Below are 12,918 nucleotides of genomic sequence, written 5' to 3' on the forward strand. Positions count from 1 at the left end.
AGCGAGAGGAGTTCCAGCATCTGGTACTCCTTGCCGGTGAGGTGCACCCGGGCGCCGCCGACCTCGACGGTCTTCTGGTCGAGGTTAACGATCAGGTCGCCGGTGGTGATGACCGACTGGGCGTGACCCTTCGAGCGGCGCACGATGGCGTGGATGCGCGCCACCAGCTCGTCCTTGTGGAACGGCTTGGTGAGGTAGTCGTCCGCGCCGAAGCCGAGGCCCTTCACCTTGTCCTCGATGCCGGCCATGCCGGACAGGATCAGGATCGGCGTCTTCACCTTCGCCACGCGCAGCGAGCGGAGCACCTCGTAGCCCGACATGTCGGGCAGGTTCAGATCGAGGAGGATGATGTCGTAGTCGTACAGCTTACCGAGATCGACACCCTCTTCCCCGAGGTCGGTGGTGTAGGTGTTGAAGTTCTCGGACTTGAGCATCAGCTCGATGCTCTGCGCGACGCTGACATCGTCTTCGATCAGGAGAACGCGCATAGGCCTACCTTCGTGCTGAGGCACTTCATATATCCTCAACGATACCAGAATATTAACGACCATTTTTTAAGGGGACTTTGTGCGGAGCAGAACTTCCGTTGCAATCACGTCGTTTTAACGATCGTATTTCCGACAGTGAGCGGGACCCGCCAGCGAGCGGCCTGAAACGGCTCCGTTTTTGTCGGAGAAACGTGTCGGCTTTTCTATTGCTGGAGAAACGCGCTTTTGGCACTATCCCGACATGCTCGTCGGATATGCCCGCGTCTCCACCCAGGACCAGAACCTCGACCTCCAGCGCGACGCGCTGACGAAGGCCGGCTGCGAGCGCCTGTTCGAGGAGAAGAAGTCGGGCAAGGCCGGTACCAAGCGCCCCGCCTTCGATGAGGCGCTGGCCTTCCTGCGCCCCGAGGACGTGCTCGTGGTCTGGAAACTCGATCGCCTGGGCCGCTCCCTCGTCGAGATGATGCGCACCATTGATGGTCTGCGCGTGAAGGAGATCCATTTCCGCTCGCTCACCGAGCAGTTCGACTCCGCCACCGCCCACGGCCGCTTCGCCCTGCAGATGCACGGCGCCATGGCCGAGTACTTCCTCGACCTCAATCGCGAACGCACGATGGAAGGTTTGAAGGCCGCGCTCGCCCGCGGCCGCAAGGGTGGCCGGCCAAAGAAGCTCAAGGAGGCCGACCTCGAGGCGGCCCGGGCCATGCTGGCGGCCGGCACGATCAGCGTGGCCGAGATCGCCAGGCGGCTCGGCGTCAACCGCGACACCTTCTACAGCTACTTCCCCCGCGCCCGCGCCAACGCGCGCTCGGACAAGGCGTGAGCCGATGCCGATCCGGCGCGAGCATCGCTTCTTCTACCCGATCGATTGGCCACAGCTCTCGGCCGTGATCCGCTTCCAGCGCGCCGGAGGCCGCTGCGAGGTGTGCCGGCGTCCGCACGGCCAGACAGTTTTCCATCTCGGCGATGGCCGCTGGTGGGATGCCGAGGCCGGCATCTGGCGTGATGGCCGCGGCAAGCGCGTGTGTGTCGTGCTCGGGGTCGACGACGTATTCGGGTCTGTGCGCGGGACGCGGGTGGTTCTGGCCGCCGCCCATCGCGACCACGATACCAGCAACAATGCCGCCGCCAATCTCGCGGCCTTCTGTCAGCGCTGCCATATGATCCACGATCGCCCCGAGCACCGGAGACGGCGCTGGCTCACCCTGTTCCGGCGCAAGGCGCTCGGCGATCTGTTCCGAGGTCCCTACGCTTGAGCGAGCTGCCGCGTCGGCAACGCTGAGAGAGCGGATGCGGGCTTTCCCGGTCCTGGGCAGCTTTGTAGACGTCCTGATGCCCATCCTGACCGACCGCCAGAGGATCGAACTCGCGGTTCCCGCCTACCTCCTCTACGCCCTGACAGGCGCGCCGGGCGTATTCGTTCCGGCCGATCCGGACCTGCGTGCGAGAGCCGAGGCGGATATCGCCGAGCTGCGCGGCAACCTGCGGACGGCCTGCCTGGAGCCCATGGCGGATCTGACGCCGGCCAAGAGGCAGGCGCTGATACGCCGCCTCGAGCGCATCAAACGACAGGTCACCGCTGACTGGCACGAGCGGCCGGCGCTTGGCCTGATGCTGATGCTCTGGTGCTTCCTCAAGGATCTGACCGACCGCGAGGTCCTGATCCTGTGGGAAGGCTCGACGATGGATCGGGCGATGCAGAAGCTGATGCCGATGTGTGCGTATGGTTTGCAGAAGCAGACGGCCGATGCGGCGGCCCAGGAGCAGGCCCGAGCATTGCTCAACCACCTTCAAGCCGAGGGGCTCTATCGCTGATCGGCAGCTCAGCCGGTCGCGCTCATCATCACGGCAGTCCCGGAGAGCGGTGGTAGTTCCGGAAGAGTGCCTGGATAAAGAATTTTGTCTATCTTAGGTGATTGATCCCAGAAATGGACAACTCTAAATCTACATTCAGTCTAATTTTGATTTTATAGGAACCTAGATCTGCGTCTATCAATTATGACCACTGTCATGCACGTGGAGAAAGGCATGGTGGACAGTCGGATCACTTCGAAAAGTGCCGGATCTGTAGACTATGGCCGATTAACGAGCGACCTGGTCACTGCCTACGTGGCGAACAACCACGTGCCGGCCTCGGAGCTGTCGGAGTTGATCGCCACGACGCACGCGGCTCTCACCAGCCTTGAGGCTGTCAGCGCCGAACCCGATCCAGGAGCTGAGAAATTCACGCCCGCCCAGATCCGCCGGTCCATCACCCACGACGCGCTGATCAGCTTCGAGGACGGCAAGCGCTACCAGACGCTCAAGCGGCACCTGACGGCCTGTGGGCTGACCCCGGAGACGTACCGGGCGAAGTGGGGGCTTCCGAGCGACTATCCGATGGTCGCTCCGGGCTACTCGGAAAGGCGATCCGCGATCACCAAGCATCTGCGCTCCGGCTGGAACCGTCCGGAGCAAACTCTCGAGGCGGCAGCTTCCTAAACCCAGCGTGTAGCCGGCCGGATAGGCTGCTGCGCCCGTTTGGATCTCATCGATAATCGACGACTGTCCGCTCCAGGGTTGTCCTGTCTTGGAGCGGACGGTCCAGAACGATCCGCGGCACCCGTGCGAAGGGGCATCGAAGCTACCGAGCAGCGTCTTCTCGAAGTTGGTCGTGGGGCCGCTGCCGAGCCAGTGCGCAGAGTGTTCCGACCGCTCGATCCGGATCGGAAGCGCCCCCCAATGCCGCGAAGCCGATCAGCAGCCCCTGTTGCGCGGGCGGCCCGGCGAAGCAACGCGACAACGGCGTCACTGCAATCCCGTAACGCGAGGCGGCCATTGCCAGGGCCACATCGTCGCCCCCATGCCTCAGCATGGCCATGAGTTGGAGCCCGCCCGGCGACCGTTCGACCGCGAACACGTCCGCCCCGCGTGCTGCCAACGCTGCCGCAAGCGCGTCCCGTCGCGCCCGGTAGAGCCGCCGCATCCGCCGGACATGGACCCGGTATTGCCCCCGCTTCAGGAACAGGCCGAGCGCCTCCTGGACATGCGGGGGCACGATCAGTCCCCAACCGCGCCGGACCGCGTCGATAGTCCCCCGCAGGTCGGGCGGAACCACGAGGTAGCCTACCCGAATGTCCGGCGTCGTCGCCTTCGCGAACGTGCCGACATAGACGACGCGCCCGCCATCATCGAGCCCCTGCAGCGACGGGACCGGCGCGCCGTCGTAGTGGAACTCCCCATCGTAATCGTCCTCGACCACCACGGCTCCGTGCCGCGCCGCTGCAGCCAGCAGCGCGTGTCGCCGGCCCACCGGCATCAGGCGACCGGTCGGGTAGTGGTGCGAAGGCGTCGCGAAGATCAGCCGTGGGGCGTCGCCCTCGGGTACGGTAAGCCCCTGGTCGTCGACTGCGACAGGGACGATCTCCGCCCCAGCGCCCGCTAGCGCCGCGCGGATGCCAGGGTAGCCCGGCTCCTCGATCCAGGCCCGTTCGCCCCGGGCCAGCAGTGCGTTGGCGATGAGCGACAGACCGGCTTGTGCGGTCGGCACGACGACGATCTGGCTCGGCTCGGCTCGTACCCCACGAAACTCGGCGAGATGCTCGCACAGGGCGGCTTGAAGGGCAGGACGGTCGTCGCTCAGCTCACCGCGTGGCATCCTGCGCGCCGCCTCGCGCAGACACGACGCCCAGAGATCGTAAGGGAACGTCGCCGCGTCCGCCAGGCAAGCCCGCCCCGCCGGCCATGCTACTGGCTCTCTCGCGGTCCGGCTGATCGTGCTCGCCGCAAGCGCTTGTGGCCCGGTGCGATCAGCTTTCGGGGCGGTGCCGGTGAGACCGGGCGCGACGCGCGGCCGGCACCCCCGTCGGGTCAGCAGGTAGCCCTCAGCCGCCAACTGGTCGATCGCTGCCGCGACCGTGTTGCGAGCCAGCCCGAGATCCCGAGCGAGCACGCGGCCGGCAGGCAGTGCTGCCCCTGGCGCAAGCCGCCCATCCCGAATGAGGGCACGCAGACGCGCGGTCAGGCTCTCGGCCACACGCCGACGGTCATGCGCACCGGCCCCGATCAGATCGCGAAGCACCTCGGTCACAAACTGGCCCTCCGAGATTGAGCGAACTGGCCGTCCTCGCCGGGCCAGACATCTCATACCTCCGTCGGGCGCGCATCCGGTCCGTGCGCAACTCTCCTCCCGCGAGATCCAGCAAGATGGCCCTGTCCCGCCGCGCCGCCTTCGCTCTGTTCGGCATCGTGGTCCTGGCCTGGGGCTGCAACTGGCCGGTGACCAAGATCCTCGTGGTCAGCATTCCGCCGCTCTGGCTCGCCGCCCTGCGCGCCTGGATCGCCTGTACAGCCTTGTTGGTGATCCTCGGGGCGAGCGGGCGGCTGATCCTCCCACCGCGCGCCGACGCCCCCGTCATCCTCGGGGTCGCACTCCTGCATATGGTGGCCTTCTCGACGCTGACGGCGGCCGGTCTGGCGTGGCTCCCGGCGGGCAAGGGTATCGTCCTGGGCTACACCACGCCGCTGTGGGTGGCGCTGGCCGCTCCGGCCGTCCTCGGGGAGCGCCTGACCCAGGCAGGCGCGGTCGGTGTCGGGATCGGCCTGACCGGGCTGGCGATGCTGCTGAACCCGCTGGCCCTGGACTGGTCGCGCCACGAGACGATGCTCGGCTGTGCCTTCGTGCTGGCGGCAGCGATCTGCTGGGCTGCCAACATCCTGGTGGGGCGTGCGCATCGGTGGGTCGCGACGCCGCTGCAGCTACTTCCGTGGCAGGCGGCGTTGGCCGGCATCGTGCTGACCGGTGCGGCTCTGGTGCGGAATGGCTGGCCGCACGTCGCCTGGACGCCGCGGGTCCTCGGCCTGTTGGCATACAGCGGGTTGGTGGGGACCGCTCTGGCCTATTGGGCGATGTCGATGGTGACGCGCTCGTTGCCGGCGCTGACCACGGCGTTGGGGGTGACGGCGACACCGCTGGTGGGGATCGCGGTGGCGACGGCTGCGTTGGGCGAGCCGCTGAACGGATCCCTCGCCGTGGCGGCGGGTCTGGTCGTGGCCGGCATCGTCGTCAGCACCCTGGCTGCGTCGACCCGATCGACAGCCGGCGGCCGATGACCGGGTACCCGCGTATCTGACAGGCCGCCGGTATGAGACTGGCAACGTCAGGATAGGGACAGCATCGGAGCCGATCATGCGCCAGAGCGATCGTCGGATCCGCATGCCGCATGACAGCGTGCCTTACGTGAGCTGTAGGCTCCGGATCCAAGCAGATACGCGCCGATGGCCCCGATCTGCACGGCCGCGGCGAGCGCGAGGGCGATGTTGTCCGATCCGAGCTGGCGCAGCAGCCCGAACGTAGCCGGAGCGAAGGCATAGGCCCCCTGCGAGATGGCGACGATCAGCGCCACAACCCGCGCGGCGTCGGCGCTTGCGAACTCGACCTGCGCGATGAGCGGGGGCAGCGAGGTCGCGTTGCCGATGCCGAGCCCGATCAGCACCACGCCGAGCAGCAGGAGCGGCGCGCCCGTGCCGCCGGACACCATCAGAACTCCGCAGCCGACTGCCTGCACCAGCAGGCTGAAAGCCGCGACACGGCGGCGGTCTATCCCGGACGGCATGCCCCAGCCGACGAGCAGGCGGCCGGCGATGGCCGCGGCGGTCGAGAGGCCGGCTGCCAATCCAGCCCCCTGTTCGCCCAGCGCCGGCATCAGCATGGAGACGAGTTGTGCGATCAGGCCGATCTGGGCGAACAGCGCCAGCGCCATGCCGAGGCTCAAGGTCAGGAAGGCCGGATCCCGCGTCAGGCGCGCCACCGGGAGCGCAGAGCCGTCCCTCCGCGTCGCCCCGGTGGTGGCCGCCGGAGGCTGCCCATCCGGCATCTGCCCCATGCCATCCGGGGTTTGCCGCAGCACGCGACCGGCAAGCGCACCGACGATGCCGAGCATCCCGGTCCCGACGATCAGGGCGGCTGCGGGGAAACCGAACTTGCCGATCAGGACCACCCACAGCGGTGAGAACACGACCCCACCGATGCTCGCGCCGTTGTAGGCCATACTGAGCGCCGCCGGACGCTTGGCTATGAACCAGGGAGCGACGATCGCATTCACGGCCACCGCGCCCAGCGCTGGCCAGCCGGCACCGCTCACGAGAGCCGCCGCGTAGAGCTGCCAGGGCTTCCAGGCACAGGACCATCCGAGAACGCCGAGCGCCAGCACGACCGCTCCCCCGAGGGTCACGACGGGCAACCCGAAGCGCCGGTGCAACGCTGGCAGGCTCGCGATGACCCCGACACCGACGAGGAAATGCACGGTGACGGCCCCGGACACGATGGCGATCGGCCAGCCGCGCGCTTGGCGCACCGCCTCCAGATAAACGGGCGGCCCGTAGAACCCGACGCCCCAACCGAACACGGCGACGACGAAGGCGGTGGCGACGACGCGCCAGCCGTAGAAATCCGGATCGTGGCGATGTGGGAACATGCCGGCTGTATGGCCCAAGCGCGTGGCCGGACGCTTCGGTACCGGCCGAACCGTCCGGCCGACGGGCGTGCTACCTTCGTGCGCTGGAGACAAAGCGATGGTGACGGCGGTCTCGGTCGCGCAGGTGGGCGCACTCGTCGGTGACCCGGCACGGGTGGCGATGCTGCAGGCGTTGATGGACGGCCGAGCGCTCACGGCCGCCGAACTGGCGAACGCAGCCGGTGTCACGCCACAGACGGCCAGCGGCCACCTCGCGCGCCTGCTGGCGGGCAGCCTCGTCACCGTCGTCAAGCAGGGGCGGCATCGCTACCACCGCCTCGCCAGCCCTCAGGTGGCCCGGTTGCTGGAGGGCTTGATGCTCGTGGCATCCGACGCCGGCAATCCGAAGCCGCGGGCTGGCACCCGGGATGCACAGCTGCGCTTGGCGCGGACGTGCTACGACCATCTGGCGGGCTGGCTTGGTGTGAGCCTGGCTGACACACTCATGGCGCGGGGCTGGATCGAGATCGCGGACGACGCGGCCTTGGTCACGCCGGAAGGTCTGCGTCGTCTCACGGCGCTCGGGATCGGCGTGGACGTCGGCCCGATCAGCATCGCGCGTTCCAGGCCGCTATGCCGCCCGTGCCTGGACTGGAGCGAGCGCCGCCCGCATCTGGCGGGACGCCTCGGCGCGGCCCTATGCACCCACTGCTTGGAACAGGGGTGGGTACGGAAGCGATCGAATTCGCGCGCGCTCGAGGTCACGCCCATCGGCTGGAGAGCGCTCGACGAGGTGTTCGAGATCCGACCACCGTCCGCATCGAAGTGATTTAGTCGAAAAACCCAGGGCGGCGCTTCGAGCATCACTCAACTCAGCCGTTCGCCGACATCGGTGTTGACGAGCCGCGGATACCGATATCGACCCGACAAGCGTAGCCGTTCCAGCTGCCAGCGTTCCGTTAGAGCTAGCCCTAGTGGACCGATGTCGTCGTTGCACCTGCTTCATGAGCTACCAGGAACCGAGCCGGAGGTGTGCTCGACAGCCGCCATATGTCGAAACCGGAATGCCTGCTCGGGGTGGTTTGCAGATGGTCTGCTTCTGAGCGAAAAAGCACAGAAGCGGACGCCTCTGTCCGCATCTGCCCTGCGCGGTCATACGTAGGCAAAGCCGCCCGCTAAGGGGGTCTAATCCACCGAGCAGGATTAATCTGCCTGAGTGACAGGTACGGCTTCGTCCATCACCGAACCTGGTTGCTCACCTGTCGTGTAGGCGAAGCCCTCATCGGCCCAGCCGGTCATCCCGCCGATCATCAACTTCGCTGGGAGCCCAAGTTCGGCAAGCCGCAGCGCGCCACGGTCGCCACCGTTGCAGTGCGGTCCGGCGCAATAGACGACGAACAAGGTCCCTAGCGGCCAATCTGCCATCCGCTCGGCCGTCATTAGTCGGTGCGGCAGGTTCAGCGCACCCGGCACGTGACTGCGGGCATAGGCCTTCGGACCGCGCACGTCGAGCAGGACGAAATCCGGCGGGGTCCCGCCACCCGCTGTCAATGCCTCGTGCACGTCAGCGCAGTCCGTCTCCAGCGCTAGGCGCTTGGCGAAATGCATCTGTGCCTCCTCAGAGGAGGCGGCGGGGATGCGTGTGACGATACTGTGGCTCATAGCCTTCCTCCGGTGGGGACGGCTCGGAGAATTCCATAGGCGGAACAGGGCTGGTGATTGGCAGTTGCGCCTACTATCGTCAGGATCATGCCAAAAACCCGCCCCTCAGCCGGCCCGGAAAATCCGCTCGTCGTCGCAGTAGCTTACGACGGTCTCTGCACCTTCGAGTTCGGCTGCGCAGCTGAAGTCTTCGGCCTGCACCGGCCCGAGATGGGCGAGGGCTGGTATCGATTCGCCGTTGCGAGCGTGGAGCGTGGTCCCCTGCGTGCAGCGGGCGGCGTGAGGGTGATAGCGGACGGCGAACTCGACCTGCTAGCCGAGGCGGGCACCGTCATTGTGCCAGGCTGGCGCGCGGTGGACGCGCCTGTGCCAAAGGCTCTCACCCTCGCACTCCAAGACGCCCATGCGCGGGGGGCTCGCATCCTCTCACTCTGTTCCGGTGCGTTCGTTCTCGCCGCTGCCGGACTGCTGGATGGTCGGGATGCGACGACGCACTGGCGCTATGCAGACGAGCTTGTCGCACGCTACCCTGGGCTGCGCTTCGTGCCGGATGTGCTCTACGTCGACGCGGGCAGCGTTCTCACCGCTGCGGGCAGCGCAGCGGGATTGGACCTCTGCCTGTACCTCGTGCGGCGGGACTGGGGGCCAGAGGTGGCGAACAAAATCGCCCGCCGTCTTGTCGTCCCGGCGCACCGTCAGGGTGGACAGGCCCAATATGTGGAGCGGCCTGTGCCGCGCGAGCGTGCAGGTGGCTCCTGCCTCGGCCCGCTCCTGGATCGAGTGCGCGGCGCTCTGGATCAAGATTGGCCGGTGGAGCGGTTAGCCGCGGAGGCTGCACTCAGCCCTCGTGGATTGCATCGGCACTTCCGAGATGCCACGGGGCAGAGCCCGGGCGCTTGGCTCGTCGCAGAGCGCATTGTCCGGGCGCAAGAGCTTCTGGAGGGGACGGCGATCGCAATTGAGGAAGTGGCCCTCTCCTGCGGGTTTGGATCGGCAGCAACACTACGTCACCATTTCCGCGCAGTGCTGGGCAGCAGCCCGGCTGCATACCGTGCACGCTTTTCCACCACGGGCTGTTAATCGTCTACGCGAGCATCCTGTCGCATGATGGTCAGCCCCTACTCCTGCCGATTACCACATTCCGACCCTGGCCGACATCGCTGAAGCACTGACGATCGACCGCTTTAGAGCAGCGGTAGTTGGCGCTCTGGGCGACCGGGTCGGGTCGTAAACGGAACGTCCGCTTCGGGGCAGAGGGTCAATAACTAGCTTTCAACGACGCCGAAACCGGTTCGATGGGGCGAAAGGTCTACCTTTCGATCCAGGCAGCCCACCCGTTCAGCGGCAACAGGATGGGCCAGGCGAAAGGTGATGGACAAAAATGTCGCTCGAAAAGGACCGTTTACGAGCAGTTTTCCAAGGGTGCCTAACTCCTTGGAGAAGCAGGGTCCGGATTGCCCAAAAACGTGCGCCTAGAATTGCGGATCACTTTTGACAGGGTTTGCCAATCTTTGTCATGATAGGCGAGGAGGTGCCGACCATGGCGACCATGAACGTATCGCTCCCCGATCCGATGAAGGATTGGGTCGAGGCCCAGGCCGGTACCGGCCGCTACGCGAATGCGAGCGACTATGTGCGGGACTTGATCCGCCGCGATCAGGACCGGCTTAACAAAATCGCGGAACTGCAACGGCTGGTCGACGAAGGACTGGCGAGCGGCATCAGCTCCCGCACCCCGGATGAAATCCGCCAGCTCGGTCGCGACAGGTTGGCGGCCATTCAGGCCAAATGATCTTCCGTACCTCACCACAGGCGGACGAGGACATTGCCGACGCCTATGTGGCGGGCGCGCTCAGCTTCGGCACAGCCCAAGCCGATCGCTATCAGGACGGGTTGTTTGCGGCCTTCCAGATGCTGGCCGATAATCCCCTGATCGCGCGCGAGCGCCGCGAGCTGGTGCCGCCGATGCGCCTGCATCCCTATCAGGCCCACATGATCGTCTATGTCGAGGACGGGCCGGGCGTCCTGATCGTCCGTGTCCTGCACGGCAGGCAGGATTGGGAAGCGGCGCTCACCTGAGCCGCCGCCGACCGGCAGGTCATCGAGCCGCTGACGGGGCGAAAGGTTTATCCTTCGCTCGGTACGCAGCAGGGCCATGGAGTAACCGCCATGCCGACGGCAGCTATGGCGACCCCCATACCCCTTCCTCCACCTTCCCGTGAGGACGTTGAGGACAGATCAGGACAGTCAGGACATTGAGCACGTTGAGGACAGACCGATCCCACGTAACCTATTGATCCAGTTCAGAAAATCCAGTTTCTGTTAAATTTACCTCGAAATTCGCATGGTCGGGTTTGATTTTCAGCTACAATCTCATATCTGCGAGTTGCATGAAGCCTGCATCTCGACTTTGGCGAGTAGATAGCTAAGTCATTGATAAATAACGGTTTCGTATGAGACAAAGGTTGTAGCTTCTGATCTCCCCGGCGTCCAAACCCGGCGGAGACGGGTTCAAGCTACTTCTGAGAGCCGGGTCCACACCGGTTCACCCTCGCCGGCTTCCACTCCGGCGAGGTTCTTAAACCGGCCGGGTCCAAACCGGCCATAGCACTGGAGAATGTTGATGACGACGCGTGAAGTTAATAGCATTGCGAAGAAGCAGTTGGCCCGCCGCGAACTGCTATGGCCTGGATCGGAACCGTGGCTTTGGCACCGGAAGAACAACAAGGGCTTCGCGACCATACCGAAGACGATGCCCCTGATTCTTCAGATCATGGACGACCTCAGTAACGGTAAGCCCGTCTCATCGACTTATCTCGGCCTATGGTGCTCCACTTGGGACAATTCCATGGTGGATGTCGCAAAGCACGAGGAGTTGGCTCATGCTGCCGGATTTACCGGACAACGAGCGAAATACACATGGGCTGGACGTATCAAAATCCTGCACGAACTCAAATTCATTGACGTAAAGGCGGGGAAATCCGGGCCGATCAGTCATGTTCTGATCTGGAACCCGCATAGGGTCATCCGCTGGCATCACAGCCAGAAAACTCCCGGCTTGGTCGAAGCGAATTTCAACGCCCTGCTTGAGCGTGCCTTCGACATCGGAGCCAACGACATGCTCGACTCCGGGCCGCCGGTACCACCTGCACCGGAACCCGCCCCTGCACCCCCGACAGAAGCGACGGCAGCAACAGAAACGACGACAGCGGCCTAGAAGGGAATGTCGTCGTCCAAATCATATGTGGGGGCGGGCGACCGACGGGCAGGACGGGCATCGGCTTCGACGGCTGTTGATCGTGCCGGTGAGGGCAGGGCCTTCGGTGGGGGAGCTAACCGCTTCGCCGCAGCCTCTTCACTCTCCTTGTCCTGACCGATCAACTGCATGATGTGTGCGATGGCGCTTTGACCATCGGCCGCAATTGTCGTCACACCAGCTATGACCGTAGTGACCCCAACAAGGATCGCCATGGCTTTGGCGAAGCTGACCCGCTGCTGGCTCAATTCCTTAACTAGCTGATCCAGCTTCTCATCGAGGCGCTTCTTCCGATCCGGGTCCATTTCTGACCGAGTAACGAGATCGCGAATACGCGAAATGTAATGCTCGATCTTAGTCCGAGTGCTATCCGTCAATAGGACCGAATATGGGTGACTGAAGTAGCCCCCAAAATGACCGGACAGGGGCTCACGCTTATGGAAGTGTGTGCCTATGACCGACCGTATGGTGAGTTCTAACGACCCGCCCCGCGCCGAACGCATCGAGGTGATCACCTCCGTCCAGCGGCGTCGGCATTGGACCACGCAGGAGAAGGTGCGCCTCGTCGAGGAGACCTATCTGCCCGGTCAGTCCGTCTCGCTCGTCGCCCGCCGCCACGGGCTGAACGCCAACCAGCTGTTCACGTGGCGTCGGCTGATGGAGCGCGGCGCGTTCACGGCCGCCGGTGCCGGCGGGGAGGTGGTGCCAGCCTCCGAGCTGCGGGCTGCCCAGCAGCAGATCCGTGAGCTGCAGCGGCTCCTGGGCAAGAAGACGCTTGAGACCGAGATCCTGCGCGAGGCGATGGAGCGGGTCGCCGCCCCCAAAAAGTTGCCCTCGCGCGTGACCTCGTGGCCGGGGGACGGCCGGTGAGCGCTGTGGCCGCAGCTTTGAGCGTGTCACGCCCGCACCTCGCCTCGTCCAGGCAGGCCTCCCCCGCCTGGAAGCCCAGGGGCCGACGCGGCCGTCCGCCTGCACCCGACGCCGCGTTGCTCGGCGCGATCCAGGCGCTCATCGCCGATCTGCCGACCTACGGCTATCGGCGCGTCCATGCCCTTCTGCGCCGGCAGGCCGAGCGGGA

16 protein-coding genes are annotated in these 12,918 nt (G+C 65.4%); 11 read left to right on the plus strand and 5 right to left on the minus strand.

Translation table 11 applies throughout. From position 1 onward, the window contains the following. The coding region (locus ACTJK8_RS31060) for a response regulator transcription factor (RefSeq protein ID WP_440763091.1) at positions 1 to 488 on the minus strand (488 nt) is incomplete at its 3' end. A 241-nt stretch (positions 489 to 729) separates the two neighbouring features. Between ACTJK8_RS31060 and ACTJK8_RS31065 the strand changes: the two genes are divergently transcribed. The 4 genes from ACTJK8_RS31065 (at position 730) to ACTJK8_RS31080 (ending at position 2,969) form a co-directional block, all read left to right on the plus strand. Further along, on the plus strand, positions 730 to 1,311 hold the full coding sequence (locus ACTJK8_RS31065) for a recombinase family protein (protein ID WP_058607916.1): 582 nt from the start codon (positions 730 to 732) through the stop codon (positions 1,309 to 1,311). Between the two features lie 4 nt (positions 1,312 to 1,315). Further along, complete coding sequence (locus ACTJK8_RS31070) at positions 1,316 to 1,744, plus strand: hypothetical protein (protein ID WP_058607915.1); 429 nt, start codon at positions 1,316 to 1,318, stop codon at positions 1,742 to 1,744. 76 nt (positions 1,745 to 1,820) lie between these two features. Continuing rightward, positions 1,821 to 2,303, plus strand: coding sequence for a hypothetical protein (locus ACTJK8_RS31075; protein ID WP_058607923.1), 483 nt, complete (start codon positions 1,821 to 1,823; stop codon positions 2,301 to 2,303). A 195-nt stretch (positions 2,304 to 2,498) separates the two neighbouring features. Further along, positions 2,499 to 2,969, plus strand: a complete 471-nt coding sequence (locus tag ACTJK8_RS31080) for a MucR family transcriptional regulator (protein ID WP_440763092.1) — start codon at positions 2,499 to 2,501, stop codon at positions 2,967 to 2,969. 142 nt (positions 2,970 to 3,111) lie between these two features. Here ACTJK8_RS31080 and pdxR read toward each other — a convergent pair whose 3' ends face one another. Further along, positions 3,112 to 4,557, minus strand: coding sequence for a MocR-like pyridoxine biosynthesis transcription factor PdxR (pdxR, locus tag ACTJK8_RS31085; protein ID WP_440763093.1), 1,446 nt, complete (start codon positions 4,555 to 4,557; stop codon positions 3,112 to 3,114). A gap of 116 nt (positions 4,558 to 4,673) precedes the next feature. Between pdxR and ACTJK8_RS31090 the strand changes: the two genes are divergently transcribed. After that, entirely contained in the window at positions 4,674 to 5,579 is a 906-nt protein-coding gene (locus ACTJK8_RS31090; RefSeq protein WP_440763094.1) for a DMT family transporter, read from the plus strand. A 74-nt stretch (positions 5,580 to 5,653) separates the two neighbouring features. On the opposite strand, the gene ACTJK8_RS31095 is transcribed toward ACTJK8_RS31090, so the two are convergent. Beyond that, positions 5,654 to 6,961: an MFS transporter gene (locus tag ACTJK8_RS31095; RefSeq protein ID WP_440763095.1), complete on the minus strand. Its 1,308-nt coding sequence runs from the start codon at positions 6,959 to 6,961 to the stop codon at positions 5,654 to 5,656. A 79-nt stretch (positions 6,962 to 7,040) separates the two neighbouring features. On the opposite strand from ACTJK8_RS31095, the gene ACTJK8_RS31100 reads away from it, so the two are divergent. Then, positions 7,041 to 7,751 (plus strand): ArsR/SmtB family transcription factor, encoded by a 711-nt coding sequence (locus ACTJK8_RS31100; RefSeq protein ID WP_058607911.1) that lies wholly within the window; start codon positions 7,041 to 7,043, stop codon positions 7,749 to 7,751. A 374-nt stretch (positions 7,752 to 8,125) separates the two neighbouring features. On the opposite strand, the gene ACTJK8_RS31105 is transcribed toward ACTJK8_RS31100, so the two are convergent. Then, entirely contained in the window at positions 8,126 to 8,584 is a 459-nt protein-coding gene (locus ACTJK8_RS31105) for a rhodanese-like domain-containing protein (RefSeq protein ID WP_440763096.1), read from the minus strand. A gap of 87 nt (positions 8,585 to 8,671) precedes the next feature. Here ACTJK8_RS31105 and ftrA point away from each other — a divergent pair, with 87 nt between their 5' ends. From ftrA to ACTJK8_RS31125, 4 genes are all read left to right on the plus strand, one after another. Then, positions 8,672 to 9,664 carry a transcriptional regulator FtrA gene (ftrA, locus tag ACTJK8_RS31110; protein ID WP_440763097.1) on the plus strand — a complete coding sequence of 331 codons (993 nt, stop codon included), beginning with the start codon at positions 8,672 to 8,674 and terminating at the stop codon, positions 9,662 to 9,664. A 460-nt stretch (positions 9,665 to 10,124) separates the two neighbouring features. Beyond that, positions 10,125 to 10,376 carry a type II toxin-antitoxin system ParD family antitoxin gene (locus tag ACTJK8_RS31115; RefSeq protein WP_058606647.1) on the plus strand — a complete coding sequence of 84 codons (252 nt, stop codon included), beginning with the start codon at positions 10,125 to 10,127 and terminating at the stop codon, positions 10,374 to 10,376. Further along, positions 10,373 to 10,663, plus strand: coding sequence for a type II toxin-antitoxin system RelE/ParE family toxin (locus ACTJK8_RS31120; RefSeq protein WP_058606646.1), 291 nt, complete (start codon positions 10,373 to 10,375; stop codon positions 10,661 to 10,663). Before ACTJK8_RS31115 ends, ACTJK8_RS31120 begins: the two co-directional genes overlap by 4 nt. Positions 10,664 to 11,207: 544 nt before the next feature. Then, a complete protein-coding gene (locus ACTJK8_RS31125; RefSeq protein WP_440763098.1) occupies positions 11,208 to 11,801 on the plus strand; it encodes a hypothetical protein in 594 nt (197 codons plus the stop codon). Here ACTJK8_RS31125 and ACTJK8_RS31130 read toward each other — a convergent pair. Beyond that, positions 11,798 to 12,145: a hypothetical protein gene (locus ACTJK8_RS31130; protein ID WP_440763099.1), complete on the minus strand. Its 348-nt coding sequence runs from the start codon at positions 12,143 to 12,145 to the stop codon at positions 11,798 to 11,800. The two genes, ACTJK8_RS31125 and ACTJK8_RS31130, sit on opposite strands and share 4 nt — an antisense overlap. A 148-nt stretch (positions 12,146 to 12,293) precedes the next feature. On the opposite strand from ACTJK8_RS31130, the gene ACTJK8_RS31135 reads away from it, so the two are divergent. Beyond that, positions 12,294 to 12,710, plus strand: coding sequence for a transposase (locus ACTJK8_RS31135; RefSeq protein WP_440763100.1), 417 nt, complete (start codon positions 12,294 to 12,296; stop codon positions 12,708 to 12,710). Positions 12,711 to 12,918: the final 208 nt, after the last annotated feature.

The sequence above is a fragment of the Methylobacterium sp. 22177 genome, assembly GCF_052045615.1.
GTDB lineage: Bacteria > Pseudomonadota > Alphaproteobacteria > Rhizobiales > Beijerinckiaceae > Methylobacterium > Methylobacterium radiotolerans.

Excerpts from the sequence above, each read along its gene's own strand:
- ACTJK8_RS31065 (WP_058607916.1), top strand. The coding sequence starts at position 730 with ATGCTCGTCGGATATGCCCGCGTCTCCACCCAGGACCAGAACCTCGAC.
- ACTJK8_RS31070 (WP_058607915.1), top strand. The coding sequence starts at position 1,316 with ATGCCGATCCGGCGCGAGCATCGCTTCTTCTACCCGATCGATTGGCCA.
- ACTJK8_RS31075 (WP_058607923.1), top strand. The coding sequence starts at position 1,821 with ATGCCCATCCTGACCGACCGCCAGAGGATCGAACTCGCGGTTCCCGCC.
- ACTJK8_RS31080 (WP_440763092.1), top strand. The coding sequence starts at position 2,499 with ATGCACGTGGAGAAAGGCATGGTGGACAGTCGGATCACTTCGAAAAGT.
- ACTJK8_RS31090 (WP_440763094.1), top strand. The coding sequence starts at position 4,674 with ATGGCCCTGTCCCGCCGCGCCGCCTTCGCTCTGTTCGGCATCGTGGTC.
- ACTJK8_RS31100 (WP_058607911.1), top strand. The coding sequence starts at position 7,041 with ATGGTGACGGCGGTCTCGGTCGCGCAGGTGGGCGCACTCGTCGGTGAC.
- ACTJK8_RS31105 (WP_440763096.1), bottom strand. The coding sequence starts at position 8,584 with ATGAGCCACAGTATCGTCACACGCATCCCCGCCGCCTCCTCTGAGGAG.
- ftrA (WP_440763097.1), top strand. The coding sequence starts at position 8,672 with ATGCCAAAAACCCGCCCCTCAGCCGGCCCGGAAAATCCGCTCGTCGTC.
- ACTJK8_RS31115 (WP_058606647.1), top strand. The coding sequence starts at position 10,125 with ATGGCGACCATGAACGTATCGCTCCCCGATCCGATGAAGGATTGGGTC.
- ACTJK8_RS31120 (WP_058606646.1), top strand. The coding sequence starts at position 10,373 with ATGATCTTCCGTACCTCACCACAGGCGGACGAGGACATTGCCGACGCC.
- ACTJK8_RS31125 (WP_440763098.1), top strand. The coding sequence starts at position 11,208 with ATGACGACGCGTGAAGTTAATAGCATTGCGAAGAAGCAGTTGGCCCGC.
- ACTJK8_RS31130 (WP_440763099.1), bottom strand. The coding sequence starts at position 12,145 with ATGGACCCGGATCGGAAGAAGCGCCTCGATGAGAAGCTGGATCAGCTA.
- ACTJK8_RS31135 (WP_440763100.1), top strand. The coding sequence starts at position 12,294 with ATGACCGACCGTATGGTGAGTTCTAACGACCCGCCCCGCGCCGAACGC.